This window comes from Mycobacterium sp. ELW1 (genome assembly GCF_008329905.1).
Taxonomy (GTDB): Bacteria; Actinomycetota; Actinomycetes; order Mycobacteriales; family Mycobacteriaceae; genus Mycobacterium.
This window is the reverse complement of sequence record NZ_CP032155.1, coordinates 65056-90927: the sequence shown is the minus strand read 5'-3', so window position 1 is coordinate 90927 and position 25872 is coordinate 65056. Positions and strand designations below refer to the sequence as shown.

General features: G+C 67.2%; 25 protein-coding genes and 1 pseudogene. 13 read left to right on the top strand and 13 right to left on the bottom strand.

All coding sequences use genetic code 11. The annotated features are described in order from the left end of the window. The first annotated feature begins 41 nt into the window (after window positions 1–41). Window positions 42–266 carry a hypothetical protein gene (locus D3H54_RS00480; RefSeq protein ID WP_149377383.1) on the top strand — a complete coding sequence of 75 codons (225 nt, stop codon included), beginning with the start codon at window positions 42–44 and terminating at the stop codon, window positions 264–266. A gap of 6 nt (window positions 267–272) precedes the next feature. Here the strand turns inward: D3H54_RS00480 and D3H54_RS00475 are convergent, their stop codons facing one another. Next, entirely contained in the window at window positions 273–899 is a 627-nt protein-coding gene (locus D3H54_RS00475) for a TetR/AcrR family transcriptional regulator (protein ID WP_149377382.1), read from the bottom strand. A gap of 69 nt (window positions 900–968) precedes the next feature. Here D3H54_RS00475 and D3H54_RS00470 point away from each other — a divergent pair, with 69 nt between their 5' ends. Next, window positions 969–1772 (top strand): SGNH/GDSL hydrolase family protein, encoded by an 804-nt coding sequence (locus D3H54_RS00470; protein ID WP_149377381.1) that lies wholly within the window; start codon window positions 969–971, stop codon window positions 1770–1772. Window positions 1773–1947: 175 nt separating this feature from the next. After that, complete coding sequence (locus tag D3H54_RS00465; protein ID WP_149377380.1) at window positions 1948–3189, top strand: MCE family protein; 1242 nt, start codon at window positions 1948–1950, stop codon at window positions 3187–3189. A gap of 23 nt (window positions 3190–3212) precedes the next feature. On the opposite strand, the gene D3H54_RS00460 is transcribed toward D3H54_RS00465, so the two are convergent. Together D3H54_RS00460 and D3H54_RS00455 are read right to left on the bottom strand one after the other, a co-directional pair. After that, window positions 3213–4121: an LLM class F420-dependent oxidoreductase gene (locus D3H54_RS00460; protein ID WP_149377379.1), complete on the bottom strand. Its 909-nt coding sequence runs from the start codon at window positions 4119–4121 to the stop codon at window positions 3213–3215. Next, on the bottom strand, window positions 4114–4830 hold the full coding sequence (locus tag D3H54_RS00455) for a TetR/AcrR family transcriptional regulator (RefSeq protein ID WP_286199064.1): 717 nt from the start codon (window positions 4828–4830) through the stop codon (window positions 4114–4116). The genes D3H54_RS00460 and D3H54_RS00455 overlap by 8 nt, the downstream gene beginning before the upstream one ends. A 181-nt stretch (window positions 4831–5011) precedes the next feature. Here D3H54_RS00455 and D3H54_RS00450 point away from each other — a divergent pair. After that, window positions 5012–6777: pseudogene (locus tag D3H54_RS00450) on the top strand (acyl-CoA synthetase). Window positions 6778–6794: 17 nt separating this feature from the next. Here the strand turns inward: D3H54_RS00450 and D3H54_RS00445 are convergent. Continuing rightward, complete coding sequence (locus tag D3H54_RS00445) at window positions 6795–7619, bottom strand: mycofactocin-coupled SDR family oxidoreductase (protein ID WP_149377378.1); 825 nt, start codon at window positions 7617–7619, stop codon at window positions 6795–6797. 113 nt (window positions 7620–7732) lie between these two features. Here D3H54_RS00445 and D3H54_RS00440 point away from each other — a divergent pair, with 113 nt between their 5' ends. Then, the gene (locus D3H54_RS00440; RefSeq protein WP_149377377.1) at window positions 7733–8404 is read left to right on the top strand and encodes a YoaK family protein; all 672 of its coding nucleotides are present in this window, start codon (window positions 7733–7735) and stop codon (window positions 8402–8404) included. Here D3H54_RS00440 and D3H54_RS00435 read toward each other — a convergent pair whose 3' ends face one another. Together D3H54_RS00435 and D3H54_RS00430 are read right to left on the bottom strand one after the other, a co-directional pair. Then, a complete protein-coding gene (locus D3H54_RS00435) occupies window positions 8405–9205 on the bottom strand; it encodes an SDR family NAD(P)-dependent oxidoreductase (RefSeq protein WP_149377376.1) in 801 nt (266 codons plus the stop codon). A 4-nt stretch (window positions 9206–9209) separates the two neighbouring features. Then, window positions 9210–10058 (bottom strand): TIGR03619 family F420-dependent LLM class oxidoreductase, encoded by an 849-nt coding sequence (locus tag D3H54_RS00430; RefSeq protein WP_149377375.1) that lies wholly within the window; start codon window positions 10056–10058, stop codon window positions 9210–9212. A gap of 97 nt (window positions 10059–10155) precedes the next feature. Here D3H54_RS00430 and D3H54_RS00425 point away from each other — a divergent pair, with 97 nt between their 5' ends. From D3H54_RS00425 to D3H54_RS00415, 3 genes are all read left to right on the top strand, one after another. Next, entirely contained in the window at window positions 10156–11631 is a 1476-nt protein-coding gene (locus D3H54_RS00425) for an adenylate/guanylate cyclase domain-containing protein (RefSeq protein WP_149377374.1), read from the top strand. Between the two features lie 92 nt (window positions 11632–11723). After that, the gene (locus D3H54_RS00420; protein WP_149377373.1) at window positions 11724–13850 is read left to right on the top strand and encodes an elongation factor G-like protein EF-G2; all 2127 of its coding nucleotides are present in this window, start codon (window positions 11724–11726) and stop codon (window positions 13848–13850) included. Window positions 13851–13883: 33 nt separating this feature from the next. Then, complete coding sequence (locus D3H54_RS00415; protein ID WP_149377372.1) at window positions 13884–14267, top strand: PaaI family thioesterase; 384 nt, start codon at window positions 13884–13886, stop codon at window positions 14265–14267. A gap of 3 nt (window positions 14268–14270) precedes the next feature. On the opposite strand, the gene D3H54_RS00410 is transcribed toward D3H54_RS00415, so the two are convergent. Continuing rightward, window positions 14271–15056: a thioesterase family protein gene (locus D3H54_RS00410; protein WP_149377371.1), complete on the bottom strand. Its 786-nt coding sequence runs from the start codon at window positions 15054–15056 to the stop codon at window positions 14271–14273. A 90-nt stretch (window positions 15057–15146) separates the two neighbouring features. Between D3H54_RS00410 and D3H54_RS00405 the strand changes: the two genes are divergently transcribed. The 3 genes from D3H54_RS00405 (at window position 15147) to D3H54_RS00395 (ending at window position 19121) form a co-directional block, all read left to right on the top strand. After that, the gene (locus D3H54_RS00405) at window positions 15147–15746 is read left to right on the top strand and encodes a TetR/AcrR family transcriptional regulator (RefSeq protein WP_149377370.1); all 600 of its coding nucleotides are present in this window, start codon (window positions 15147–15149) and stop codon (window positions 15744–15746) included. Window positions 15747–15775: 29 nt separating this feature from the next. Then, a complete protein-coding gene (locus D3H54_RS00400) occupies window positions 15776–18025 on the top strand; it encodes a molybdopterin-dependent oxidoreductase (RefSeq protein WP_149377369.1) in 2250 nt (749 codons plus the stop codon). 127 nt (window positions 18026–18152) lie between these two features. Then, window positions 18153–19121: an enoyl-CoA hydratase/isomerase family protein gene (locus tag D3H54_RS00395; protein ID WP_149377368.1), complete on the top strand. Its 969-nt coding sequence runs from the start codon at window positions 18153–18155 to the stop codon at window positions 19119–19121. On the opposite strand, the gene D3H54_RS00390 is transcribed toward D3H54_RS00395, so the two are convergent. The 5 genes from D3H54_RS00390 to D3H54_RS00370 all read right to left on the bottom strand — a co-directional run bounded on the left by D3H54_RS00390 (window position 19069) and on the right by D3H54_RS00370 (window position 23210). Next, on the bottom strand, window positions 19069–19764 hold the full coding sequence (locus tag D3H54_RS00390) for a TetR/AcrR family transcriptional regulator (RefSeq protein ID WP_286199063.1): 696 nt from the start codon (window positions 19762–19764) through the stop codon (window positions 19069–19071). The two genes, D3H54_RS00395 and D3H54_RS00390, sit on opposite strands and share 53 nt — an antisense overlap. A gap of 64 nt (window positions 19765–19828) precedes the next feature. Further along, on the bottom strand, window positions 19829–21052 hold the full coding sequence (locus tag D3H54_RS00385) for a cytochrome P450 (protein ID WP_149377367.1): 1224 nt from the start codon (window positions 21050–21052) through the stop codon (window positions 19829–19831). After that, entirely contained in the window at window positions 21052–21756 is a 705-nt protein-coding gene (locus D3H54_RS00380; protein WP_149377366.1) for an NIPSNAP family protein, read from the bottom strand. The genes D3H54_RS00385 and D3H54_RS00380 overlap by 1 nt, the downstream gene beginning before the upstream one ends. 3 nt (window positions 21757–21759) lie before the next feature. Further along, a complete protein-coding gene (locus D3H54_RS00375) occupies window positions 21760–21954 on the bottom strand; it encodes a ferredoxin (protein WP_115318010.1) in 195 nt (64 codons plus the stop codon). A 14-nt stretch (window positions 21955–21968) separates the two neighbouring features. Beyond that, window positions 21969–23210 carry a cytochrome P450 gene (locus D3H54_RS00370; RefSeq protein ID WP_210419623.1) on the bottom strand — a complete coding sequence of 414 codons (1242 nt, stop codon included), beginning with the start codon at window positions 23208–23210 and terminating at the stop codon, window positions 21969–21971. Window positions 23211–23315: 105 nt separating this feature from the next. On the opposite strand from D3H54_RS00370, the gene D3H54_RS00365 reads away from it, so the two are divergent. Together D3H54_RS00365 and D3H54_RS00360 are read left to right on the top strand one after the other, a co-directional pair. Beyond that, window positions 23316–23861, top strand: coding sequence for a TetR/AcrR family transcriptional regulator (locus D3H54_RS00365; protein ID WP_286199062.1), 546 nt, complete (start codon window positions 23316–23318; stop codon window positions 23859–23861). Window positions 23862–23896: 35 nt separating this feature from the next. Further along, complete coding sequence (locus D3H54_RS00360) at window positions 23897–24793, top strand: LLM class flavin-dependent oxidoreductase (RefSeq protein WP_432246564.1); 897 nt, start codon at window positions 23897–23899, stop codon at window positions 24791–24793. Here the strand turns inward: D3H54_RS00360 and D3H54_RS00355 are convergent. Beyond that, window positions 24790–25800, bottom strand: coding sequence for a zinc-dependent alcohol dehydrogenase (locus D3H54_RS00355; protein ID WP_149377363.1), 1011 nt, complete (start codon window positions 25798–25800; stop codon window positions 24790–24792). The two genes, D3H54_RS00360 and D3H54_RS00355, sit on opposite strands and share 4 nt — an antisense overlap. Between the last annotated feature and the right edge of the window lie 72 nt (window positions 25801–25872).

Below are 25872 nucleotides of genomic sequence, written 5' to 3'. Positions count from 1 at the left end.
CGCGGGATGCCCGTACCGCCGCCCAAGAGGAGTAGTCACTGATGTCTGGCACCGACGAGCGGCTGGCCCTTTCCGCGGCCGGCGAAGAAAAGGGCTGGCAGCGCCGAGAAAGCGGTCGCGTCGATGTCTACCTGCGCGACAAGTACCGGGTACGGGTGGTCTGGCAGGGCAACGAGGCCATCAGCGGCGCCTCGTTCTTCGACAACGAGTGGTTCGAGATGTACACCCGCGACCTGGACAAAGTTCGCGCCTGGCTCAAGAAGTAGGCCAGCTCAGCTGCCGCGATGCGGGCCCAGTAGGGCGATGGCCGCGGCGACCGCCTCGTCGGTGATGTCCTTCATCCGGCCGCCGCTCTCGACCGTCACCGCGGTCAGTTCCCGCAATCCGCCGATCAGCATGATCGCCCGCTGACGGGACACCATCGGAATGCCCGCGGCCCGCAGTTCCTCGGTGTCGGACAGTGTCCGGACCATCACGATGAACGACTCGGTGACTTCCCGCTGCAGCGTCCGGGCGGCCATTCCGAGGGCCGGGACGTCGCGGATCCAACTCAGCATCACCGCCGGTTCCGACTCGGCATTGGCGACCCAGGCTTCGACGGCCTGCCTGATCTGCGTTTCCCAGGGTGCTGCCGGGTCGACGGCGGCTGAGATCGTCTCCACAGCCCGGCGGTTCGTATCGGCGAGCAGCGCCACCAAGCACGCTTCGCGGTCGGTGAAGTACTCATAGAAGGTGCGTCGTGACGTCCGCGCGCGGCGCACGATGTCGGCGACGGTGGTCGCCGAGTATCCGACGTCGGTGATCGAGGCAGCCAGCGCGTCGATGAGTCGCTGGCGAGGTGTCGACGGAGCGGGATCTGACTGCGGTGCCGTGGATTCGACCGACGCCGACGACTTCACCTTTTGTACACCCCAGCTTCCATTCGCCTGCCGATCGTACTGCGGTGTACGGCGCTAAAGTCGAGGTTCATGTCCGACATCGGCTTCTCTCGCTATGTCGCGATCGGCGACAGTCAGACCGAAGGTCTGTGGGACGGCGACGACACCCAGGGCCTGATCGGGTTCGCCGATCGACTGGCCGCCACCCTGGACTCCCGCCATCCGGGATTGCTGTACGCCAATCTTGCGATCCGCGGCAAACGGGTGATCGACGTCCTGGAGGATCAGCTCCCCCGAGCGCTGGCAATGAACCCCGATCTGGTGACGGTCTGCATCGGGATGAACGACGTCACACGACCGGGCCGGACGTTCACCAGGGCAATGGGCGATCTCGACAACGTCTACCGCCAGTTGGCGGACTCCGGCGCGACGGTGGTGACGACGACATTCCCCGACGTCGCGAAGATGCTGCCGGTGGGCCGGTTGATCGGCGCGCGCATCCGGGAGGTCAATGCGGTCATCCGCCAGTCCGCCGACCGGCACGGGTTCGGTCTGGTCGATCTGTACAACGCCGAGTCGATGAACGAGACGTCGAACTGGAGTCACGACCGCATGCACGCCTCGACCCGGGGTCACATCCTGTTCGCCGAGGCCGCCGCCGAAGCGCTGAAACTGCCCGGCAGCAATCATGATTGGGCGCAGCCCAGCGGCGAAGAGATCCAGGACGGCTTCTGGCAGCGCATGTATGCGCAAGGCCAGTGGACCCGCGGCCTGCTGATCCCCTGGCTCTGGCGGCACGCGCGCGGCCGGTCCTCGGGTGACGGTAGGGACCCCAAATACGGTGTCCTGCAGCCCGTTTCCCAGCTCGTTCTCGAGGCTCACCAGACGGCCTGAATTTGTGGTGTGAGCCAGGTCACCTGATGGCCGGCACCCGGAGTTCATCACTGATATCGATTGGTCTGAAAACCCCGACGTCAACGGCCTGCGTGGGATAGTGACAGGGCAACGAATGGCGCGCTGCGGGTGAACCGCAGTCGGTGGAGGGGACCCGAGATGGGCAGGCGCGGACATGAATGACCGCCGCGGCGCTGCGCCGGGGTGGCTTGAGTCCCGGGCTCGGCACTGGCAGTTCTCGCCTCCGCTGAAGACCGCATTCGCGGTGACCGCCATCCTGCTCACGATCATCGTCGTGCTTGTCTACATGCAGTTCCGTGGCGACTTCACACCCAAGACCGAGCTGACGCTCATTTCGCAGCGGGCGGGCCTGGTGATGGACCCGGGGTCGAAGGTGACCTACAACGGAGTCGAGATCGGCCGCGTCACGGGCGTCGACTCCATCGAGCGTGACGGCACCACCAAGGCCAAGCTGTCACTGAACGTCAACCCGAAATACGTCGCGCTGATCCCAGCCAATGCCATCGCCGAGGTCAAGGCCAGCACCGTCTTCGGCAACAAGTACGTGTCCTTCCGCAGCCCGCCCGATCCGTCCAAGCAGCGGATCTCCAGCGGCGACGTGATCGACGTGTCCCACGTGACGACGGAGTTCAACACGCTGTTCGAGACGCTCATCTCGATCTCGGAGAAGGTCGATCCGGTCAAGCTGAACCTGACGCTCAGCGCGGCCGCCGAGGCGCTCAACGGCCTGGGCACCAAGTTCGGCCAGTCGATCGTCAACGGCAACGCGGTGCTCGACGACGTCAATCCGCAGATGCCGCAGATCCGCAGCAACATCCGCCAGCTGTCGAACCTGGCCGACGTCTACATCAAGGCCAGCCCCGAGTTCTGGGACTCCCTCGACCACGCGGTCACCACCGCCAGCACGCTGAACGCCCAGCAGAAGGATCTCGACGCCGCCTTGTTGGCCTCCACCGGATTCGGCAACACCGGCGCCGACATCTTCGAACGCGGCGGCCCGTACTTCGTGCGCGGCCAGGCCGACCTGATCCCGACCGCCCAGCTGCTCGACACCTACAGCCCCGAGATCCTGTGCACCGTGCGCAACTACGCGACGTCCAACGCCAAGGACAGCGCCGGTGGCAACGGCTATTCGATCGACTTCCACATCGGCCTGACCGGCGCAGCCAACCCATATGTGTATCCCGACAACCTGCCGCGGGTGAACGCGCAGGGTGGTCCCGGCGGAGCCCCCGGCTGCTGGCAGCCCGTCACCCACGACTTCTGGCCGGCACCGTTCCTGGTCGCCGACTACGGCGCCTCACTCGCGCCGTACAACCACTTCGAACTCGGCCAGCCGATCCTCACCGAGTACGTGTGGGGACGTCAGGTCGGCGAGAACACCATCAACCCCTGAGGTCGATCAGCCCTTGAGGTCGATCAACCCTTGAGGTCGAGCGCTGCCGCCAGTTCGCGCAGCGCCGGGCGCGGGTCCCAGCTCGGGTCGCCGTCGCCGAGCACCTGCACCACCACGTGGTCGGCGCCGGCGTCGAGGTGCGCGGTCACCGATGCGGCGGCCTGTTCGACCGACCCCTGCCCCACGATGCGTTCGGCAAGCCGGTCCGAACCGCCGCGCACCAGATCGGACTCGTCGAAGCCTTGCCGCAGCCACGAGTTGCGGTAGTTCGGCAAGCCCGAATAGACCTCGAGATGGAGGTGCGCCCGGCGCATCTGCTCCTCGGCACTCTCCCCGACGACGACGGCCTGTTCGGACACCACCCACTTGTCCGGGCCGAGGATCTCGCGGGTGGTCGCAGTCTGCTCCGGCAGCACCAGGTAGGGATGCGCACCGTCGGCGTGCGTGCCGGACAGCTCGATCATCTTCGGGCCCAGGGCCGCGAGCAGGCGGGTCGGACGCCCGGAGCCCGGCTCCACGAATTCCGGCAGACCGGCCATTCGTTCGAGATAGCCGCGCATTGTGGCCAGCGGCTTGTCGTAGGTTCCGCCGAGCATGTTCTCCACCAACGGGCCGTGGCTGACGCCGAGTCCGAGGACGAAACGGCCCGGGTAGGCGGCGGTCAGGCTGCGGCCGCCGCCCTCGGCGATCGTCGCCAGCCGGGCGTGGATATTGGCGATCCCGGTGCCCAGCACCAGTCGCTGCGTTCCGGCCAGGAACACCGCGGACTGCACCATGGCGTCCTTCAGACCGACCTCCGGGATGAACAGCGATCCGAAGCCGAGCGCTTCGATCTCCTGCGCCACTTCGACGGCTGCGGGCATCGACCAGCTCTCGCTCGCCCACCACACGCCGATTCGGGCCGGAAAGTCGATGGTCGGGCGGTCAGTCAAGGTTGCTCCTCAGTGGTTCGGTCGGGGGAAGGGATTCGATGCGCAAGGTGTCGCCTGTCAGCATGGCGATCGAACTGCGAAGCTCTTCAGCCGGGGTCGGCGGCGGCAGCGCCTGCCGCGGGCCGACTCGGAACGCGTCGACCATCAGTGCGGCGAATCGGCGCCACGCATCGGGTGCGTGTTCGCGGGTCGCTTCCAGGACACCGGTGTTGGCCAGCAGCATCACCACGATGTCGCCGACCCCGATGTCCGGACGCAGCGTCCCGTCCTGTTGCGCTCGGGCAATGACCTGCCCGAGTTTCTCGACGGCCAAGGCGGCGCGCCGCTCGATGACGGAACTGGCCGGGAACGCGGTGGTGAGTAGTGCCCGCAGTCCCGGGTCGGAGGCCTGCAGCGCACAGACGTCGTACACGAGGTCGCGGAAGCCGTCCCAGGCGCACGGGTTGTTCAGGGCTTTGTCGACCGCGTCCTCGTAGGAGGTCATGTTCCGTTCGAACGCCGCGATCGCCAGGTCGGTCCGGGTCGGGAAGCGGCGGTAGAGGGTCGCCACCCCCACCTCGGCGGCTCGGGCCACGTCTTCCAGGGGAACTGACAGGCCCTGTTCGGCAAAAAGTCGGGCGGCAGCGGAGACGATCCGCTCCCGATTGCGTTCGGCGTCGGCCCGTAGTGGCCTGGACCGCTCCGCACCCCGTTGTGCGCCCGGAATCACCAGGCCAGACTACTCGCCAAAGTGGAGGCGCACCACCATTTATCGCTGGGGGTTAGCTGACGACGCCCGCGATGCCGTCACCTCATGGCGGTCCCGCTGGGTGACGTTCCGCCACCTGCCGATGCCCACGCCCGTGGCAGACTAGAACGCGTTCTAGTCTCGGCCACCCGGAGGACCGCCCATGAGTAGCGCCGTCAGCTTCGACCTTTCGTCGGTGTTCCGCACCGTCGCCGAGACGCTGCCGGATCACGAGGCTCTCATCTGGCGGGGTCAGCGCCTGACGTATGCGCAACTCGACGCCCGCATCGACGGTGTCGCGCACTATCTCACCGCTGCGGGACTGGGCTGCCACACCGAACGGGACCAACTGGCGCCGCACGAATCCGGCCAGGACCACATCGGGCTGTACCTGCGCAACGGAAACCAGTACCTCGAGGCGATGGTCGCCGGCTACCGGGCCCGGGTCGCGCCCTTCAACGTCAACTACCGCTACGTGGAGGAAGAGCTCCTCTACCTGCTCACCGACTCGGGCGCCAAGGCCCTGGTCTACGGCGCCGAGTTCGCGCCGTGCGTGGCCGCGATCCGCGACCGGCTCCCGGAGTTGCGGGTGCTGATCCAGGTGGCCGACGCCAGCGGCAACGAATTGTTGCCCGGTGCAGTCGATTACGAGTCCATCGTCAGCACGCCGGAGCCGGCCGGTGGCATGCCCACCCCAGCGGCGACGACCTCTACATCCTCTACACCGGTGGAACCACCGGGATGCCCAAGGGTGTGCTGTGGCGCCAGCCACGCAGCGGCGAGCGGCCAGCCCCCAGCGGCGACGACCTCTACATCCTCTACACCGGTGGAACCACCGGGATGCCCAAGGGTGTGCTGTGGCGCCAGCACGACATCTTCATGTCGGCGATGGGCGGCCGGCCGTTCGGTTCGGACACGTCACTGTCGACGTACGCCGAACTCGCCGAACAGGCTCGTACCAACGCGGGCTTCCGGTCGGTGCTGATGATCCCGCCGCTGATGCACGGCGCGGCGCAGTGGGCGGCGTTCAACATGTTCAGCACCGGCGGTTGGATGGTGCTGCCCGAAGACGTCGACCGGCTCAACGCCCCCGCCGTGATGCGGCTGGCCGAACGTGAACGCGTGCTGAGCATTCCGGTCGTCGGCGACGCGATCGCCCGGCCGCTGCTCGGCGAGATCGAGACCGGCAACTACGACCTGTCCGGGCTGGTGACCATCACCAACGGCGGCGCGCCGCTGTCGCCGACGGTCCGCGAACGACTGCTGGCAGCCCTGCCCAACCTGATGGTGCTCGACGCCGTCGGAGCGTCGGAGACCGGCATGCAGATGACGACGATGGCGGCCAAGGGCGTCGAGCAGAAGGCCGCCACATTCACCCCGCAGCACGACACCGCCATCATCTCAGCGGATTTCAGCAAGGTGCTCGCCCCCGGCGACGGCGAGGGCTGGCTGGCACGGCGGGCCTACGTCCCGCTGGGTTACCTCGGTGACGCCGAGAAGTCGGCGCGCACGTTCCCCACCATCGACGGCGTGCGCTGGTCGGTGCCCGGTGACCGCGCCCGGTTCCTGGAGGACGGTCAGATCGAACTGCTCGGCCGCGATTCGGTCACCATCAATTCCGGTGGGGAGAAGATCTTCGCCGAGGAAGTCGAGCGTGCGGTCGCGAGCCATCCCGCGGTGTACGACGTGGTGGTCGCGGGACGGCCGTCGGAACGGTGGGGCAGCGAGGTGGTGGCCATCGTGCAGTTCGCCGAGGGGCAGAGCGCCACCGATGCCGAGCTTGCCGACGCCTGCCGCGAGCACATCGCGCACTACAAACTGCCGAAGGCGTTCATCCGCACCGAGAAGGTACTGCGCTCCCCCGCCGGCAAGGCCGACTACCGCTGGGCCAAGGAACTCGCCGTGGAAAGCCTTGGCGCCCAAGCCTAGATAGCTCGGCGGAAGGCCTACACCTTCATGTAGCCCTTGTCCGCCGGAATCTGGGCGGCGGTCAGCAATGCCGAAGCATCACTGGCCAGGAACAGCACCACTTCGCTGACCTGGTTCGGCGCGATCAGCGACTCGGTGGGCAGCGCGCCCGGCGAGAAGCTGTAGACGTAGTGAGGGTGCTTCTCGAACGTCGAGTACATCGACAGGTCGTTGCCCAGAGCGGTGTCGACGCCGTAGGTGTGCACCGAGTTCACCCGGATCCCGTACTCGCCCACCTCCAGCGCGAGCGAATTCGCCAGTCCCACAACACCGAACTTGCTGGCGCAGTAGTGCCCGGCGCCCGGCACGGCCTTGATGCCCGCCGACGAGCTGATCGCGATGATCGAACCACCGTTGCCGGCCTCGATCATCGCCGGCACGCATGCCTGCACGGTGTTGAAGAATCCGGTGAGGTTGACGTCGATGATCTCTTGCCACTGCTCCGGCGGGATCTCCCAGGCCCGGCCCCAGCTCATCACTCCGGCGTTGGCGACGACGACGTCGAGGCGACCGAATTGCTCGATGGCAGAGGCGATCACTCGCTTCTGACCGTCATGGTCACGCACATCGACCCGCTCAGCGCTGATCTTCACGCCTTCGTCCTCCACCAGACGCACAGTGTCGGCGAGGTCCTCGGGAGTCGACGGTTCGTACCCGATGTGGTTGCCCACCGGCCCGCAGGCGTCGATGGTGACGATGTCGGCACCGGCCTGGGCCAGCCGGATACAGTGCGCGCGGCCCTGTCCCCTGGCCCCACCGGTGACGTAGGCGACCTTGCCCTCCAGCGGGCGATTATTTGTCACGGCCTCACCATACGTACGCGACGCAGGTGGATGGTCGGGAATTAGGGAACCGCTCCGACTGCTGTCCACCGTATGCACATCAACGTCATCGCGGTGCGGGCCGCAGTCCTGCCGTGAGCGTCACCGCAGCCACCACGTCGCGGCGCACCATCGCGGCACTGTTGAGCCTCACCGCGGGCACCGGGGTGATCGATGCCGTGTCCTACCTCGGCCTCGGCCACGTCTTTGTCGCCAACATGACGGGCAACATCGTCTTCCTCGGTTTCGCGGCAAATCCCAGCTCCGGGCTGTCGGCGTGGATGGCGCTGATCGCGTTGGGCGCGTTCATGTTCGGCGCACTGGTGGGCGGTGCCGTCGGTCACCGGGTGGCCGCGTCGCCGACGTGGCCGATGTCGGTGCTGCTGGTGCAGGCGGTGCTCCTCGGGATCGTCGCGGCCGCCGCTGCCGCCTTCGGTGTCTCCACGTTGGGCCGGCCGGTCATCGTCGCGACGCTGGCGTTCGCGTTCGGCCTGCAGAACAGCACGGCCCGGCGGATGGCGGTCGCCGACCTGACCACCACGGTGCTGACGCTGACGGTGACCGGGCTGGCCGCCGACAGTCGGGTGGTGGGAGGGCCGGGCGCCAAACCCGTCCGCCGGTTGGCGTCGATCACGACGATGCTGGCCGGCGCGGTCGCCGGGGCCCTGCTGGTGCAGGTGTCGGTGCCGTTGACCATCGCTGTCGCGGCCGTGTGCGTGCTGGTGGCCGCGGTCCTGTTCGGCGTGGACCGCCGCGCCGACAGCTGATCAGGCCGGCCCGAACCGGGCGCCGCCGTCGGCGTGGTACCACCCGCCCGCGGCCTGGGTGCCACCGTCGACGTGGAGCGTTTGGCCGGTGATGTATCGCGCCATGTCGGAGGCGAGAAAGACAGCTGCCGAGGCTATTTCGTCGACTTCGCCGAGCCGGCCCAGCGGCACGGCCTGGCTCAGTTCGGGCCGTATCCCGTTCGGCGACAGCGCCAGCAGGCCCTCGGTGACTGTGATGTCGGGTGCGATGGCGTTGACCCGGATGCCGTGCGGCGCCAGCTCGAACGCCGCCGTCCTGGTGTAGTTGATGACCCCGGCCTTCGCCGCGGAGTAGGCCGCGTATCCGGGTGCGGCGCGGACTCCCTCGATCGAGGTCACGGAGATGACGCTGCCGCCCCGGCCGTCGTCGACGAGCTGCCTGGCCACTCGCTGTGTGCACAGCAGGACGTGTCGAAGGTTCGCCCTGTACAAGGCATCCCAACCGTTTTCGCTGGTGTCCAACAGCGGCGAGGCGAACACCCCGCCGGCGTTGTTGACCAGGATGCTGACCGGCCCGAGCTCGTCGCGGGTGCGTGCCAACGCGGCATCGACCTGTCCGCTGTCACGAACGTCGGCCACGATGCCGAGCACCCCCAGCTCGGCCGCGGTTGCCGCGCAGCTGTCGGCGTCACGCTCCCAGATGGCGACCGTCGCCCCGAATTGCGCCAATCCGTCGGCGATCCCGCGGCCGATGCCCGTGCCGCCGCCGGTCACCACCGCGACCCGGTCGGTCAGCAGGATGTCCGACGGCGAGATCGTCACGGCCTCAACTCCGCGATGGGTTCAGCACGTCATCGGCGAAACGGGCGATACCGTCGAGCGCCTCGCGGGTACGCCGCCACGGCATGACGATCATCCGGTCGATGCCCGCATCCGCCGCGCGGCGCACATCAGCGGGTGACTCGGCCGGAGCCGACGCGGTCACCTCCGGCGTGCCGGTCCGTCCGTGCTCGGCCCACAGCGCCGAGAGCTTCTGCACCGATCCGGGAATCTGGTCCAGGGTGTGATTCATCGGAATCCAGCCGGAGCCGAACCGGGCGACCCGGCGCAACGCGGGCAGGCCATCGCCGCCGACGTGGATCGGCGGTCCACCCGGCTGCACCGGCTTGGGTTCGAAAGCGACGGCGTCGAAGTCGAAGAACCGGCCGTGGTGTTCGATGGTCGGCTCGGTCCACAGGGCCTGGCACACCTGAAGCGCCTCGTCGACGCGGGCGCCACGGGTGCTGAAGTCCAGACCGGCGGCGTCCCATTCCTCGCGCAGCCAACTGGCGCCGATACCGAAGTCGAACCGGCCGTCCGAGACGATGTCCAGCGTGGTGGCCGCGCGGGCGCTGACGAACGGATGGCGCAACCCGATGTTGTAGACGTAGGTGCCCAGTCGGATCGTGCTGGTCTGGCCGGCCAGATACGACAGGTAGGCGATCGCGTCGAACATCGGCGTCTGCGGCGGAATCGGCGGATGACTGTCGCCGTGGTGCGGGCTGCCGGACATCTCTGCCGGCAGCACCAGATGCTCGGGAAGCCACACCGACTCGTAGCCCAGCTCCTCGGCCCGCTTCGTCAGATCCCGCCACAGGCCGGGGTGAACGCCACCCAGTGGAATCCCGAACTTCACAGCGCGGATGTTACGCAGCGGGCCGCACCTTCGGAAGTACTACTCTCACTTTCGGAGAGCGTGATTCTGCCGGGTTGTCGCAGTAGCGTCTGAACCCATGACGGCGAGCAGGCTGAAAGTCCGCTACGCCCTGGCTCTCGTACTCGCGCAGATCCTCGCGGCCGTCGAGTTGACCGCGCTGGTGATGCCGCTGCGCCACGAATTGGTGCCGCAAGCCCAGACCGTCTTCGGCACCGACACCCTGATCGCGTCGGTCACGCTGTCGGTGTTCGGCTTCGCCGGGTCGATCGGCTACGCGATCCTGGTCGTCGACCGCAGGCTGCGCTGGTTCACCGCGGGTGAGCCGCCGACCCGTCGCGACCAGTTGTTCGTCGAGCGACTTCTGCGTCACCAGTCCACGCTGTTGGCGACCATCTGGCTGATCAGCGGCACCATCCTGTTCCTCATCAACCGGGACGGCGGCGTGGCGGCGGCCTGGCTGATCGGCATGCTGGTGCTGTTCGGGATCACCACCTCGGCGGGCGCCGCGCTGCTGCTGATCCAGCGGCCGATGCGCCCGATCACCGCGGCCGTCATGGGGTCCACGCCCGGTCGCGACACTGCACCGGGGGTGCTGCCGAGGCTCCTGCTGATGTGGGTGATGAGCAGCGCCCTGCCCAGCATCGGCATCGCGGTGGTGGTGCTGATGCGCGCCAGCGGCTGGATCATCCAGAAGAACGCGTCGATCGAGATACCGGTCATCGTGCTGTCGGTGATCTCAGTCCTGGTCGGGCTGCGCGGCATGGCGATCGTCGCAGTGTCCATCTCGGATCCGGTGCACGACGTCGTCGCCGCCATGGCCAGGGTGGAACGCGGCCAGATCGGGACCCGGGTCGACGTCTACGAGCGCTCCGAAATCGGGCGGCTGCAGAGCGGTTTCAACCGCATGGTGTCCGGGCTGGCCGAACGCGACCGGTTGCGCGATCTGTTCGGCCGCCACGTGGGGACAGACGTGGCGCTACGCGCGGTCAGCGACGCCGATACCCTCACCGGCGAAGTGCGTGAGGCCGCGGTGCTGTTCGTCGACCTGGTCGGCTCGACACAGTTGGCCCACAACAGTTCGCCGGCCGAGGTGGCCGGCGTGCTCAACGACTTCTTCCAGATCGTCGTCGATTCCGTCGACGAACGGCACGGGCTGATCAACAAGTTCCAGGGCGACGCGGTGCTGGCGGTGTTCGGCGCGCCGCTGCCCAGTGCCCGCGCGGCGTCCGATGCGCTGGCGACCGCCCGCGCGCTGACCGTCGCGCTGCGCCGCCTTCCCGTGGTGGACTTCGGCATCGGGGTATCGGCCGGGCGGGTGTTCGCCGGGAACATCGGCGCCGAGCATCGCTACGAGTACACGGTGATCGGCGACCCGGTCAACGAGGCTGCGCGCCTTGCCGATCGGGCCAAAGCCACCGGCGAACGCGCGCTGTGCTCGGACGTCGCCCTGGCCAACGCCGACAGCGCCGAGCGCGCGCACTGGGCCGAGTTCACCTCGGAGGTGCTGCGCGGCCGCCTCGAGCCGACCCGAATGTCGGCGCCCACCGCCTGAATTCCCCCGATCCCTTGTGTCGACCGCCGCATCGGGTGAATGGTGGGCTGTAGTCGAATCTGCGCGCCTACGCGCGCGGGGGAGGGTCTGTCATGGCCGACAAGACGAACACTTCCCAAGCCGCCCGGTCGGCTCCAGCTGCCGAGAGTCCGGCCGCGATCCGCAATGTCGTGCTCGTCGGTCCGTCCGGTGCCGGCAAGACCACCCTTGTCGAAAGCCTTCTCGTCGCTGCCGGCGTGCTGTCGCGGGCGGGGTCGGTGGTCGACGGCACCACGGTGTGCGATTTCGACGATGCCGCCATCCGGCAACAGCGTTCGGTTGGGCTTGCGCTGGCACCCATCCCGCACGACGGCATCAAGGTCAACCTGATCGACACCCCGGGCTACGCCGACTTCGTCGGTGAACTGCGGGCCGGCCTGCGCGCCGCCGAGTGTGCGTTGTTCGTGATCGCCGCGAACGACGGTGTCGACGAGGCGACTCGGGCGCTGTGGCACGAGTGCGATGACGTCGGCATGCCCCGCGCGGTGGTGATCACCAAACTCGATCACGCCCGCGCCAACTACGACACCGCGCTGCGCGCCGCCCAGGATGCCTTCGGCGACAAGGTTCTCCCGCTCTACCTGCCCACCGACACGGGTCTGGTCGGCTTGTTGTCGGGCAGCCAGTACGACTACCGCGACGGCGCCCGCACCGTCCATCCGCCCGACGATGCGTACGCCGCGCGGATCGACGAGCATCGCGGCGCCCTGATCGAGGGCATCATCGAGGAGTCCGAGGACGAATCGCTGATGGAGCGTTATCTCGGCGGTGAGGCGATCGACGAGGCCGTGCTGATCGAGGATCTGGAGCGAGCCGTCGCGCGTGGCGCGTTCTTCCCCGTCATCCCCGTGTGCAGCGGCACCGGCGTGGGCACCCTCGAGCTGCTGGACATCGCGGCCCGTGGCTTCCCGTCGCCACCCGAACATGTTCTCCCCGAGGTCTACACCCCACACGGCGTGGCCCGCGCCGGCCTGTCCTGCGATCCGGACGGACCGCTCCTGGCCGAGGTGGTGAAGACGACGTCAGACCCCTACGTCGGCAGGGTCAGCCTGGTCCGGGTGTTCTCCGGCACCATCAGGCCCGACACGACAGTGCATGTGTCGGGCCATTTTTCGGCCTTCTTCGAGGCGAACACACATGCCGACCACGACGAAGACGAACGCATCGGCACGCTGTCGTTCCCGCTGGGTAAGCAGCAGCGCCCGGCCACGCAGGTGGTGGCGGGCGATATCTGCGCGATCGGCAGGCTCACCCGCGCCGAGACCGGAGACACCCTGTCGGACAAGGCAACTCCGCTGTTACTCAAACCGTGGACGATGCCCGAACCGCTGTTGCCGGTTGCGATCGCCGCCCGCGCCAAGACCGACGAGGACAAGCTCTCGGTCGGCTTGCAGCGGCTGGCCGCCGAGGACCCGACGCTGCGCATCGAGCAGAACCCCGAGACGCATCAAATCGTCTTGTGGTGCATGGGCGAAGCGCACTCCAGCGTGGTGCTCGACGCGCTGGCCAACCGTTACGGCGTCAACGTCGACACCGTCGAGGTCCGCATCCCGTTGCGCGCAACCTTCGGCGGGCGCGCCTTGGGCCACGGCCGCCACGTCAAACAGTCCGGCGGACACGGCCAGTTCGCGGTGTGCGACATCAAAGTGGAGCCGCTGCCACAGGGCGGTGGCTTCGAATTCGTCGACAAGGTCGTCGGCGGGGCGGTTCCCCGGCAGTTCATCCCGAGCGTGGAGAAAGGGGTGCGCGCGCAGATGGAACGCGGTGTGCACGGCGGCTATCCCGTCGTCGACATCCGGGTGACGCTGGTCGACGGCAAGGCGCACAGCGTCGACTCCTCCGACATGGCGTTCCAGATGGCCGGTGGGCTGGCGTTGCGAGAGGCGGCCTCGGCGACCCGGATCGATCTACTCGAACCGGTCGACGAGGTCACCATCGAGGTGCCCGACGATCTCGTCGGTGCGGTCATGGGTGACCTGTCCGGCCGGCGGGGCCGGGTGCTCGGCACCGAGCAAGCCCGAGAGAACCACACCCTGATCCGGGCAGAGGTTCCGCAGGTGGAGCTGACCCGCTACGCGACCGACATGCGCAGCCTCACCCACGGCGCGGCGTCGTTCACCCGGTCGTTCGCCCGCTATGAGCCGATGCCGGACACGGCCGCCGCCAAGGTCCAGGCCTAGCGCGGGGTCGTCCACGCGGTAACGTCGTTCTCCATGACGGCACCGCGCTCGCTTCGGGAGTTGTTCGACCAGCTCGGCCTGCAGGTCGTCGAGGCGACGGACGACACCGTCGTCCTGGAGATGCCGGTGGACGAGCGCACCAAGAACACCGCGGGAGGGCTGCAGGGCGGACTGATCGCCACGATGGCCGATGTCGCCGCCGGGCAGCTGGCCTCCCGAGCCACCCCGTTCGGGTTCGGTATCGCCACCACCGACCTGTTCGTCCGTTATCTACGGCCGATCAAGGTCGGCCCGGCCCGCGCGGTGGCCAAGATCCTGCGCACCGGCAAGCGTTCGGTCGTGGTGCAGGTGGACATCCATCGCGGCGAGGACAACGAGCTGGCCGCGACCAGCACGATCAACTTCGCCGCGGTCTGAGACCTACCCGAGCCCGGAACCGGGCCGGACGGTCAAGCTCTGCGACACCGCACCGATCGGGCCGGTGTCATCGTGAATGATGCTGTGCGTCAACCCGACTCCACTGGGACCGATCGACACCGCGGTGTCGAATCCCACCCATTCGCCGGCCGGCTCGGCGAAGAAGTGCGCGGTGAGGTCCAGATTCGGGAAGGCCACATCGCGCGGATCCACCAGGACCGCCATGCCGTTGGCGATATCCAGCAACCCCGCCGCGCGGGCCAGCGGACTGACCTCCTCGCGGTCGAGTAGCGGCACCGGGGTCCGCACCCAGTAGACGGCTCGACCAGGTTGCTCCTCGACACGTCGCACCTCGGCCGACGCGATGAAACCGCCCGGCCACACCGCACTCGGATCCCATCCCGGCATCTCCGCCGGAGACGGAATCGACCGCAGGCCGCTGCCGCGTAACGCCGACGTGTCGTACTGCTTCATCAGCCAGGCCCGCGCGAGTACCACCGCCCGATCCTGGTGGGTCAGGGCGGCTTCGACGAGCTCGATGGTGCGACCCGGCCGCAGCACCCGAACGCCGATCTCGACGACGGCGTCGACGGGCACGGTCCCCAGGATGTCGTAGCTCAGGCGCGCCACCACCAGGTGGTCGTTGCCGCGGGCGTCGCGGTCGGTCTCGATGGCGTGCGCGAGCAGTCCGAGCGACGGGGCAATGTGCTGTTCGGCGAGGTTCCACGCTCCGCCGGCATGCTCGTGGGCCCGGAAGGAGTTCTCGGACACCCTGCTGAAGTACGACATTCGCGCGACGGTACCGCTGCGCCGGTGATGCACGCGCGCCCGGCTACAGACTCTGGCGCCTCTCGATTATGTATGGTTACATACATAGGCATGACGAGCCCCCGCGAGCGGATGGTCGCCTCGGCCGCACTGTTGATCCGCGAGCGCGGAGCGCAGTCCACGGCGATCGCCGACGTCCTGGCGCACAGCGGGGCGCCCCGCGGTTCGGCGTACCACTACTTCCCCGGCGGTCGCACCCAGTTGCTCTGTGAAGCCGTCGATTACGTGGCCGACTTCGTCGCCGCGCGGATGGCCAAGGCGGGCAGTGGCATTGAAGCGCTCGACGGGCTGGTGCGTTTCTATCGAAAGAACCTCATAGAGAGCGACTACCGCGCCGGCTGCCCGATACTGGCCGTCGCCGTGGAAGCCGGTGAGCCGGGCAAGGACAACCCGGCGCTCGAGCGGGCCGCAGCCACGTTCACCCGCTGGAACGACCTGATCGCCGCACGCCTGATCGCCGACGGAGTCGCCGAAAACCGAGCCGAGGAGTTGGCGGTGTCGATGACCGCCGGGCTCGAAGGCGCCATCGTGCTCGCCCGCGCGGCGCGCGACACCAAACCACTCGACATCGTCCATCGGCAACTGCGCGACCTGCTCGAAGCCGAACTACCCACCCGTCGAACGACCGATCAAGCGGCGCAGCCGCGATGAGGAGTTCGACCATGGACCCAGGAGATCCGATGTCCGCTGACTGGCAACCCACTGCCTGCATCCTCTGCGAATGCAACTGCGGCATCGTGGTGCAAACCGAGGGCCGAACCCTGGCCCGCATCCGCGGCGACAAGGACAACCCCGCGTCGCAGGGCTATACCTGCAACAAGGCGCTGCGCCTTGACCACTACCAGAACAATCGGTCGCGGCTGACCTCGCCCATGCGCCGCAGGTCCGACGGCAGCTACGAGGAAATCGATTGGGACACTGCGATCACCGAGATCGCGGAGGGTTTCCGCGGGATTGCGGACGCCTACGGCGGGGAGAAGATCTTCTACTACGGCGGCGGCGGTCAGGGCAACCACCTGGGCGGCGCCTACAGCGGCGCCTTCCTCAAGCTGCTCGGCTCGCGCTACCGGTCGAATGCGTTGGCGCAGGAGAAGACCGGCGAGGCCTGGGTGGACTTCCAGATGTACGGCGGGCACACCCGCGGCGAGTTCGAGCACGCCGAGGTGTCGGTCTTCGTCGGCAAGAACCCGTGGATGTCGCAGAGCTTCCCGCGGGCCCGCACCGTGCTCAACGACATCGCCAAGGACCCGGCCCGCTCGATGATCGTCATCGATCCGGTGGTCACCGACACCGCCAAGATGGCGGACTTCCATCTCCGGGTGCGGCCCGGTACCGACGCCTGGTGCCTGGCAGCGCTGGCCGCGGTGCTGGTGCAGGAAAACCTCTGCAACGAAGCCTTTCTCGCCGAGCATGTGCACGGTGCCGACGACGTGCGCGCGGTGCTGGCGACGGTGCCGATCGCCGAGTACGCCGAACGCAGCGGTGTCGACGAGGAGTTGTTGCGCACTGCCGCCCGCCGCATCGCGGCAGCTGACTCGGTCGCCGTCTTCGAGGACCTCGGCGTCCAGCAGGCGCCCAACAGCACGCTGTGCTCCTACCTCAACAAGCTGCTCTGGATCCTGACCGGCAGTTTCGCCAAACCTGGCGGACAGCATCTTCATTCGTCGTTCGCACCACTGTTCAGCCTGAGCGGTGTCGGGCGCTCCCCGGTGACCGGCGCGCCGATCATCGCCGGGCTGGTGCCGTCGAACGTCGTGCCTGAAGAAATCTTGACCGACCACCCCGATCGGTTCCGGGCCATGATCGTCGAGAGCGCCAACCCCGCCCATTCGATCGCCGATTCGGAGAACTGCCGCGCGGCATTCGAGTCCCTGGAGTTGCTGGTGGTGGTCGACGTCGCGATGACAGAGACGGCGCGGCTCGCGCACTACGTGCTGCCCGCCGCCAATCAGTTCGAGAAGCCGGAAGCCACGTTCTTCAATTTCGAGTTCCCGCGCAACGAGTTTCATCTACGTCACCGGCTCTTCGAGCCGGCACCGGGCACGCTGCCCGAACCCGAAATCTGGGCGCGGCTGGTGCGGGCGCTCGGCGTGATCAGCGATGACGACCTCCGCCCGCTGCGCGACGCCGCCAGGCAGGGGCGCGACGCCTATACCCAAGCCTTCTTCACCGAGCTCGCCGCAAACCCGGCGCTGGGCAAGGCGTTGCCCTTTGTGCTGTACGAGACGCTCGGTCCGACGCTGCCCGACGGGTTGGCCGGCGCGGCCGCCCTCTGGGGGCTGGCGCAGAAAGCCGCCGTCACCTACCCCGACGCGGTGCGCCGGGCCGGGCACGCCGACGGCAACGCGCTGTTCGACGCGATTCTGACCAGCAAGTCCGGGGTGACGTTCAGCGTGCACGAGTACGCCGACGACTGGGCGTTGATCAGTCACCCCGACCGCAAGATCGCACTGGTGATCCCGGAGATGCTCGACGACATCCGCGCGCTGGCCGACGACCGGCCGGACCTGACCGACCCGGAGTTCCCGATCGTGCTGTCCGCCGGCGAGCGTCGGGCCTTCACCGCCAACGACATTCTGCGGGATCCGTCCTGGCGCAAGCGCGACGCCAACGGTGCTCTGCGCGTCAGTGTCGAAGACGCGGCAGCACTCGGCCTGGTCGACGGCGGTCGCGTCCGGATCACCACCGCTGCGGGAAGCGCCGAGGCCACCGTCGAGATCAGCGAGACCATGATGGCCGGGCACGCCGCACTGCCCAACGGTTTCGGGCTGGACTACGTCGACGCCGACGGGCAACGCCGCGTTCCCGGCGTCGCCCCGAACGCGCTCACCTCCACCGAGTGGCGCGATCCTTACGCCGGAACGCCCTGGCACAAGCACGTCCCGGCGCGCCTGGAAGCGGTACCGGCGGACCTCGTCACGGCCGGGTGAGCCGCATCATCGCAAAGTAAATTGCGTGATTTATTGCGGGTGACGCGTGAATCCCGTTATGTTGCACGCATAGCGCTGCCGTTCGCTGTCGGCAGCATCATTGCGTGCACGACGGGAGATCCGCACCATGGAACACGATTACGAGCAGATGAAGCGTGAAGCGGAGCCCTACATCAAGTTCGAGAAGGATCTCGCTAATCGCATTGCTTACATCACCTTTGACCGACCCGCGGAACTCAACTCGACCACCATGGGGATGCGGCAGAACTTCGCCGACATGATCCGCAAGTGCAACGTCGACGACGACGTGAAGGTGGTGGTGATCCGCGGTGAAGGAAACGACTTCGGTAGCGGTGGTGACCTGCCGGAACAGCGCGAGATGCTGGAGAATCCGGGAACATCTCTGCTGCACGAACTTTCGATCAACGACGACAGCGTGAAGTACCCGCCCGGCGACTCCTACCGTTACCTGTACACACTCACCGACCACTATGCCAAGGCGCGTGCCGGCAACCGGCCGCTGCAGGAGTGCAAGAAGGTGACCATCGTGGAGGCGAAGGGATACTGCTACGGCTGGCACTTCTACCAAGCCGGTGACGCCGACCTGGTGGTGTCCTCCGATGATGCCTTGTTCGGTCACCCGGCGTTCCGCTACGTCGGCTGGGGTCCCCGACTGTGGTGGTGGGCCGAAACCATGGGCCTGCGTAAGTTCTCCGAAATGCTGTTCACTGGAAGGCCTTTCACCGCCGCCGAGATGTATGAGTGCGGCTTCATCAACAGTGTCGTCCCGCGAGAGAAGCTCGAGGCGGAGACACTGAAGTACGCGATGGCGTGCTCGAAGACGCGGCCCACCGACACCGTCGTCGTGCAGAAGACGTTCCTCGAGCTCTACAAGCAGCACAAGGGCGAGTACTTCGGCAGCCTCCTCACCGGTGTGGTCGAGGGCATGCTGCCGATGATGACCAACGACCGGGACAACTACCCGGACCTGACCGAGGGCACCTTCGAGAAGGGCCTCAACAACGTGGTCAAGGACAACGACCTCAACTTCCCGCCAGAGTGGCGGTTGAGCCACTCCGGGCGGAAGAAGCCCTGACATCGGCGGGGGCGGCCCACAGGCCGACCAGCGCGTCGACCAATTCCTCACCGACCACCAGCCAGTTCGCATTCGCTGACGCTGCGCCGGTCGCCTGCTCGCCCTCGATCTCGGCGCAGGTGTGCATCAACAGGTTTCGCGCCATCGTCCACCGGATGATCCGGACGCGTTTCGGGCGGGCCGGCAAACACCGGTTGATCCCGCGCACCGTTTTGAGCATCCGCTCCGAGGTCATCGCATCGGATCCCACGGCCTCCCGGCAGGCGGGGTCGGCCATCACCTGCGCCGCGAAACGTGCGTAGGTCGACGCCGCACCCAGCGCGTGCAGATGCTCGGTCAACGGATGGACCAGGACGCCGATCCAATCCCGCAGCTGAGGGTTGGGCGGCAGATCAGCCAGCTTGCCTCGGCGGATCTCGTCGATCGCGCCGTGGTGGCGAGCCTCGATCGCACGCAGCAGATCCGCTCGAGAACCGAAGTGGTAGCAGGCAGCCGCGTTGTTGCCCTGGCCGGCGGCCTCGCTGATCTGCCGGTTCGACACCGCATACAGACCGTTCTCGGCGAAGAGGCGTTCGGCGGCCACCAGCAGCGCGTCACGCGTGATCGACGACCGATCAGTGCGAGGGTCTTTGGCAGAGCTCACCGCAGCCAGTCAACACACCGCCGAGAAGTAAATCAAGGTGTTTACTGCGCAGGTGGCCGCCCGCTCACACGTGGACCGGGACGCTGTTCCAGCCCCACTGGAAACTCGACGGCGGCCGCAGGGCGCGATCGGCGTCGATACGGTAGTCGGGGACGCGGCGCAGCCACTCCTGCAGCATCACCGCGATCTCCAGGCGGGCCATGTGATAGCCCAGGCAGAAATGCTGGCCCCTTCCGAACGCCAGCGACCGCTCGATCGGACGGTCCCAGCGGAAGGTCTCCGGCTCGTCGAACTCGCGCTCGTCGCGGTTGGCCGACGCCAGCAGGGTGATGATGCGCTGGCCCGGCTGGATGGTTGTGTCGTGAATGGTGAAGGGGCGGCGCACCGTCCGGGCGAACCACTGGGCTGGAGCGCAGTAGCGGATGATCTCCTCGCGGGCCACCGGCACGTTGGCCGCGGGATCCGCCCGGACCGCGGCCAGCTGCTCGGGGTGCCGGCTGAGCTCCCACAACCCGTGCGCGACGATCTTCGGTACCGTCTCGGTGCCGCCGATGAAGACGCCCAGCATCTGGACGGCCACTTCACTGTCGGACAGCGCCGATCCGTCGGGCAGCCGGTAGGCCAGCAGGTTCTCCACGATCGGCAGCGGTCCGCCGAAGCTGCCCGCCCTGACCTGCTGCACGATCGGGATCAGGTACTCCAGGTATCCCGGCCGGGCGTTGGCCACTTCGACGCCGCTGCCCGGTTGCGCCAGGCTGCCCGCATTGACGGTGGCCAGCACATCAGCAGCCAAATCAGTTGGCAATCCGACTAATTCACACACCACGGTGGCGGCGACGATGCCACCGTAGTCCTGGGTGAGGTCGAAGCTGCCGCGTGGCAGCAGATCGTCGAGACGCTCGTTGGCCAGTGCCCGGATGCGGTCCTGCCATGCGGCGACGGACTTCGGCCGGAACTGGGCTGCCGTGCAGCGCCGGACGTCGTCGTAGAGCGGCGCGTCGAAGTTGGCGTGGAACGGCAACGGATGCAGGGGCGGGTCGGCAACCGGACCGTGATTGCGGTGAGCGAGCACCGCCGCCGCGGGCAGGGTTCCCTCGGATGCGACGAAGGTCCCGTCGTTGATCGCGAGCACGTTCCAGACGTCGTCGAACCGCGACAGCGCGTAGGTGTCGAGTTCGTCAACGTAATACACCGGGTGCTGATCGCGCAGGGTCCGGTAGAACGGGCGCGGATCGGCCATCACCGCCGGATCGAACGGGCTGTACGAGAAGTCCTGCATCACGGCCATTATCGGAGCGGGGACGGCGGGAGAGCGGCCAGGATGGAGTCCTCCCAGCCGTCGCGCAGAGCGGGCGCGACGCTCATCCACGTCACGATCTCGGCCGGCGGGCTGTCCTTCCAGGACGGATAGTGGTTCTCGAAGCAGTCCCAGTCCCCGTCGAGCGCCCAGTAGTGGATCACCTCGTTGAACCGGAACGTGGTGATGAACGACCCGAGCCAGCGCTTGCCGGTGCGCTCCGACCATGGGACGTACAGCCGCTCCAGTTCGCGGATGTAGTCGTCCTGCTTGCCGGGTTTGGTCTGCATGATCTCCTGGATCACCAGCCCGGCAGTGAATTTCGTATCCTGGAGCTCCCGGAGCGGGCGGTTGCTGCGCCCGGCGTACATGATCCGTCCCTCCCCCGACGCACCGATACCGGCAAGGTAGTCCGCCCACTCGGCGGCGGGCTCGCGATGGCTGCCGCCGGGGGCCTGCGCCCGGCCGACCCGCGCATAGTCGGCGAAGGCGTCGAGCTCCCAGATGATCGTCACCTGCGGCCAGTGCCCGTTGTACGGTGTGGCCTCCCAGATCGAGAACAGCCGCGCCCCAAGCTGTTCCATCATCGGCTGATACACGCTGGTGAACTTCTCGGTGAACCGGTCGCTGCGCTCGGAGCCCAGCGCGATGGTCTCGTGCAGATACAGCAGGGTGTGGCTGAAGTACTTCTTCACCGGTCAGTCCTCGATCAGGGCCAGCGCCGCGGCGGGACACTGGGTGACGGCCTGCTGCATCCGCGCCCGGTCCGCTTCGGGTCGGGCGGCGCCGTGGATGCGGACGCTGCCGTCGTCGTCGACTTCGAACACATCCTCGGCGATCGTCTCGCAGATACCGTGCCCGGTGCATTTGGCCAGGTCCACTTCGATACGCATACCCTGCCTCACGCTCACCGCACGAACGCCGGGAGCCGCTTGATCCCGTGCACGAAGCTACTCAACAGATAGTCGGGCTGGCCGAGTTCGACGTCGACCCGGAACAGCAACTCGCGGAACAGATTCCGCAATTCGGTGCGGGCCAGCTGGTTGCCGAGGCAGAAGTGCGGGCCGCCGCCGCCGAAACCCAGGTGCGGGTTCGGTGAGCGCTGCAGGTCGAACGCCTGCGGTTGGTCGAAGGCGGCATCGTCCCGGTTCGCCGAGCAGTAGAACAGTCCGACCTTGTCGCCGGCTTTGAGCTGCTGGCCGGCCAGTTCGGTGTCGTGCGTGACGAACCGGGCGAACTGCAGCACCGGGGTAGCCCACCGGATGAACTCCTCGACCGCCGGTCCGATCCGGCCGTCGAAATCCGCCATCAGCCAGGCGCGCTGGTCCGGGTTGGCTGCCAGCGCCAGCATGGCGTGTGAGGTCGTCTGCTTGGTGGTGTCGTTGCCTGCCGATGCCAACAGCACCAGAAACGCGCCGATCTCCTCGTCGGTGAGCCGGTGTCCGTCGACTTCGGCGTTGACGATGCTGGTCATCAGGTCGTCGCCCGGGTGCCTGCGACGGAACTTGGCCAACTCAATGCCGGTGCCCGCCAACAGGAACATCTCGTTGACGGTCGCCTCGGCGCGCTCCTCGATCGTGGCGTACTCGTCGTCGCTCATGGAGAACAGCTTCTCGGCGGCCTTGGCCACCGCCTCGCGGTCGGAGTTGGGCACGCCCAGCATCTCCGAGATCGTCATCATCGGCAGTCGCGCCGAGCAGGCCGAGACGAAGTCCACGTCACCGGCGCCGACCAGCTCGTCGACTACGGTCGCGGCGTTCTTGCGAACCTGCTCGTCGATCTGGGCGACGTTGCGCGGGGTGAATGCCGAACTGATGAGCCGGCGATACACCGTGTGCTGCGGCGGATCCATCATCAGGAAGAACGTGGCGATCCGCTGGATGTCTGCGGGCATCGGGTCCAGTGCGATGCCGTGCGCGGAACTGAACAGCTCGGGGTGCAGGCTGGCGTGCACGATGTCGGCGCGCCGGGTCAGCGCCCAGAAACCGGGTTCGTCCATCGGGAACAACGAGGGAAACGGCTCATGCCAGGTGAGTCCGTCGGTGGCGCGCAAGGAGGCGAAGGTCTGCTCGCGGACGTCGAAGGTCTGGCCCCAGAATCGCCGCGACGTGATGTCGTGGGGGCTGTACCCACGCTGGTCCGCCGACACGTGCACAGCGTGACATTTTGACCAGTATTTGTAAAGACGGTGTTTTCGGTCTCGGATGTGCGAACTCCGCGTGACACTCGGGCCGCGACCTGTAATCCTGTACACGTGAGCCCGGCAGGAACCACCGCTGTGATCCCCGACGACGACGAAACCTCGTCGCGGCGACGCATCCTCAATGCCACCGCCGAAGTGCTCGCCCGCAGCGGGCAGACCAAGCTCAGCTTGTCCGAGGTCGCTCTGCAGGCCGGCGTGTCCCGGCCCACCCTGTACCGCTGGTTCGCGTCCAAGACCGAGTTGCTCGACGCGTTCGGCGCCTACGAGCGAGAGATGTTCGACACCGGCATCAGCCGCGCCACCGCGGGACTGCGCGGCACCGACAAACTCGACGCGGCGCTGCAGTTCATCGTCTCCTACCAACAGACCTACTCCGGGGTCCGGCTCATCGATATCGAACCCGAGGTGGTCATCGCCCAGCTGGACCGCATCCTGCCGCTGATGCGGACCCGGCTGCAGCGGCTGTTGAGCGGACCCAACGCAGAGATCAAGGCCGCCACCGCAATTCGCGTTGCGGTATCACACTACGTGGTCCGCAGCGACGACGCCGACCAGTTCCTGGCCCAGCTGCGCCACGCCGTCGGCATCAAGCAGTGACCACGCCTCTCGACATCGGGATCTACGTCCCGCAGATGGGGTTCGGCTACGCCGACGTACTGCACCGCGCGCAACGCTGTGAGGAACTCGGCCTCGGCTCGTTGTGGCTCTACGACCACATGTACGGCCCCGGCATCCCCGACATCGACTCGTTGGAGGGCTGGACGCTGGCCACCGCTCTGCTGAGCCGCACCGAGCGCCTGCGTGTGGGACACCTGGTGCTGTGCAACCAGTTTCGTCACCCCGCCGTGCTGGCCAAGATGGCCACCACCCTGGACCAGATATCGAACGGTCGGCTGGAGCTGGGTATCGGCAGCGGATCCATCGACGACGAACACCACCGGCTCGGACTGGACTGGGGCACGTTCGCGGAGCGGTCCGAGCGACTCCAGGAGACGCTGGAGATCCTGACCCAGGCGTTCGCCGAGCGGCGGATCGATTTCAGCGGAGCCTATTTCACCGTTCACGACATGCCGATCAGACCCGGCCCTGTTCAACACCCACGCCCGCCGATCGTGGTGGGCGGATCCGGCGAGAAGTACACCCTGCCGCTGGTCGCCCGCTATGCCGACGTCTGGAATGTGCCCACCTATGCCCTCGGCGAGATGGAGCACAAACTGACCGTGCTGCGAGCGATCTGCGAGGACATCGGCCGGGATCCAGGCTCCATCGTGATGTCGGTGGAAGCCGTGCTGGCTCTGGCGCCGGATTCTGCCGCGTTGGAGGGTGTGCGCCAGGTTGCCGAGAAGCGGTTCGGCGGGCCGGGTTTCGGTCTGCACGAGGGCGGGCTGATTGGTACGCCTGCAGCGATCGTCGACCGTCTGGGCCAGCTTCGGGACATGGGCTTCACGCAGGTGGTGTTCTTCACCCACGATCGCGCGTCGGACGCGACCCTGGAGCTGCTGGCCGCCGAGGTACTCCCGCAGCTCTAGGCGAAGGTGACGACGACCTTGTCGGCGGCACCCGGGGTGAGCGCGGTCTGTAGTGCGCCCTGCACGTCGCTGAAATCGAAGGTGTGGCTGACGATCACCGCGTACTTCTCCCAGTTGGTCACGAGATCCTGGGTCACTTCGAAGATTTCGGTGGGATAGCCCATCGATCCGACGACGGTGATCTCGTTGGCCATGATGTTGACGAAGTCCACCGGCACCGGCTCCTTGTGCACGGCGACCACCCCCAGCCGTGCACCGATCTGTGCTGACGCCAGCGCGGTGTTGATCACCGTGGGTGCGCCGGCCGCGTCGAGGTAGATGTCGGTGCCCGACTTGCCCGGCCACATTGCTGTGCCCTTGCCGTGCAACGCGATGAGGCGCCGCGCCACATCCTCATCGCCGGCATTGATCACCGAGTCGGCGCCGACGGCCAGCGCCTTGTCCAGCCGCGACCCGATCAGGTCCACCACCGTCACGTGATTGACGCCCAGGGCCTTGTAGGCGATGGTGGCGCCCAGGCCGATCGGCCCGGCACCGAAAACCGCCACTTTGTCCGCCGGTGTGGGTTTGGTCTGGTTGACGCCGTGGCGGGCGACGGCCATCGGCTCGTTGAGGGCGGCGACGTCGAACGGGATGTCGGCCGGGATCACCTCGATGCTCTGCCCCCGCACCGCGTTTTCGACGAGGAGGTATTCGGCCAGCGCTCCGGCAGCGCCGCCGTTACCGATGATTCCGCTCGGTGCGCCGATGGGGTTGATCACCACGTGGTCGCCGACGTTGATGCCGGTGACGTCGCGGCCGACCTCGATGACCTCGCCGGCCGGTTCATGCCCGAGCGGCATACGGCCCTGACGCGGGGGCAGCCCACCCATCGAGATGTACAGCGCGTCCGAGCCGCAGATACCGCAGGCTCTGATCTTCACCAGGACGTCAGCGGGTCCCACCACCGGGTCGGCGACATCGACGACGTCGGTCTGACCGGGTCCGGTGATTATCGTTGCTTTCATCTGTTCCTCACAGATCAACTCGCACAATGCTTTTCGAATACTCGAAGGTTGACACCCGTGGCGCCGCGCCCT

Bases quoted from the DNA above. Each gene is read 5' to 3' on its own strand.
- D3H54_RS00395 (WP_149377368.1), top strand. From the start codon at position 18,153: ATGGAACACGATTACGAGCAGATGAAGCGTGAAGCGGAGCCCTACATC.
- D3H54_RS00480 (WP_149377383.1), top strand. From the start codon at position 42: ATGTCTGGCACCGACGAGCGGCTGGCCCTTTCCGCGGCCGGCGAAGAA.
- D3H54_RS00420 (WP_149377373.1), top strand. From the start codon at position 11,724: ATGGCCGACAAGACGAACACTTCCCAAGCCGCCCGGTCGGCTCCAGCT.
- D3H54_RS00375 (WP_115318010.1), bottom strand. From the start codon at position 21,954: ATGCGTATCGAAGTGGACCTGGCCAAATGCACCGGGCACGGTATCTGC.
- D3H54_RS00470 (WP_149377381.1), top strand. From the start codon at position 969: ATGTCCGACATCGGCTTCTCTCGCTATGTCGCGATCGGCGACAGTCAG.
- D3H54_RS00385 (WP_149377367.1), bottom strand. From the start codon at position 21,052: ATGGCCGTGATGCAGGACTTCTCGTACAGCCCGTTCGATCCGGCGGTG.
- D3H54_RS00465 (WP_149377380.1), top strand. From the start codon at position 1,948: ATGAATGACCGCCGCGGCGCTGCGCCGGGGTGGCTTGAGTCCCGGGCT.
- D3H54_RS00360 (WP_432246564.1), top strand. From the start codon at position 23,897: ATGGGGTTCGGCTACGCCGACGTACTGCACCGCGCGCAACGCTGTGAG.
- D3H54_RS00400 (WP_149377369.1), top strand. From the start codon at position 15,776: ATGTCCGCTGACTGGCAACCCACTGCCTGCATCCTCTGCGAATGCAAC.
- D3H54_RS00415 (WP_149377372.1), top strand. From the start codon at position 13,884: ATGACGGCACCGCGCTCGCTTCGGGAGTTGTTCGACCAGCTCGGCCTG.
- D3H54_RS00410 (WP_149377371.1), bottom strand. From the start codon at position 15,056: ATGTCGTACTTCAGCAGGGTGTCCGAGAACTCCTTCCGGGCCCACGAG.
- D3H54_RS00425 (WP_149377374.1), top strand. From the start codon at position 10,156: ATGACGGCGAGCAGGCTGAAAGTCCGCTACGCCCTGGCTCTCGTACTC.
- D3H54_RS00405 (WP_149377370.1), top strand. From the start codon at position 15,147: ATGACGAGCCCCCGCGAGCGGATGGTCGCCTCGGCCGCACTGTTGATC.
- D3H54_RS00355 (WP_149377363.1), bottom strand. From the start codon at position 25,800: ATGAAAGCAACGATAATCACCGGACCCGGTCAGACCGACGTCGTCGAT.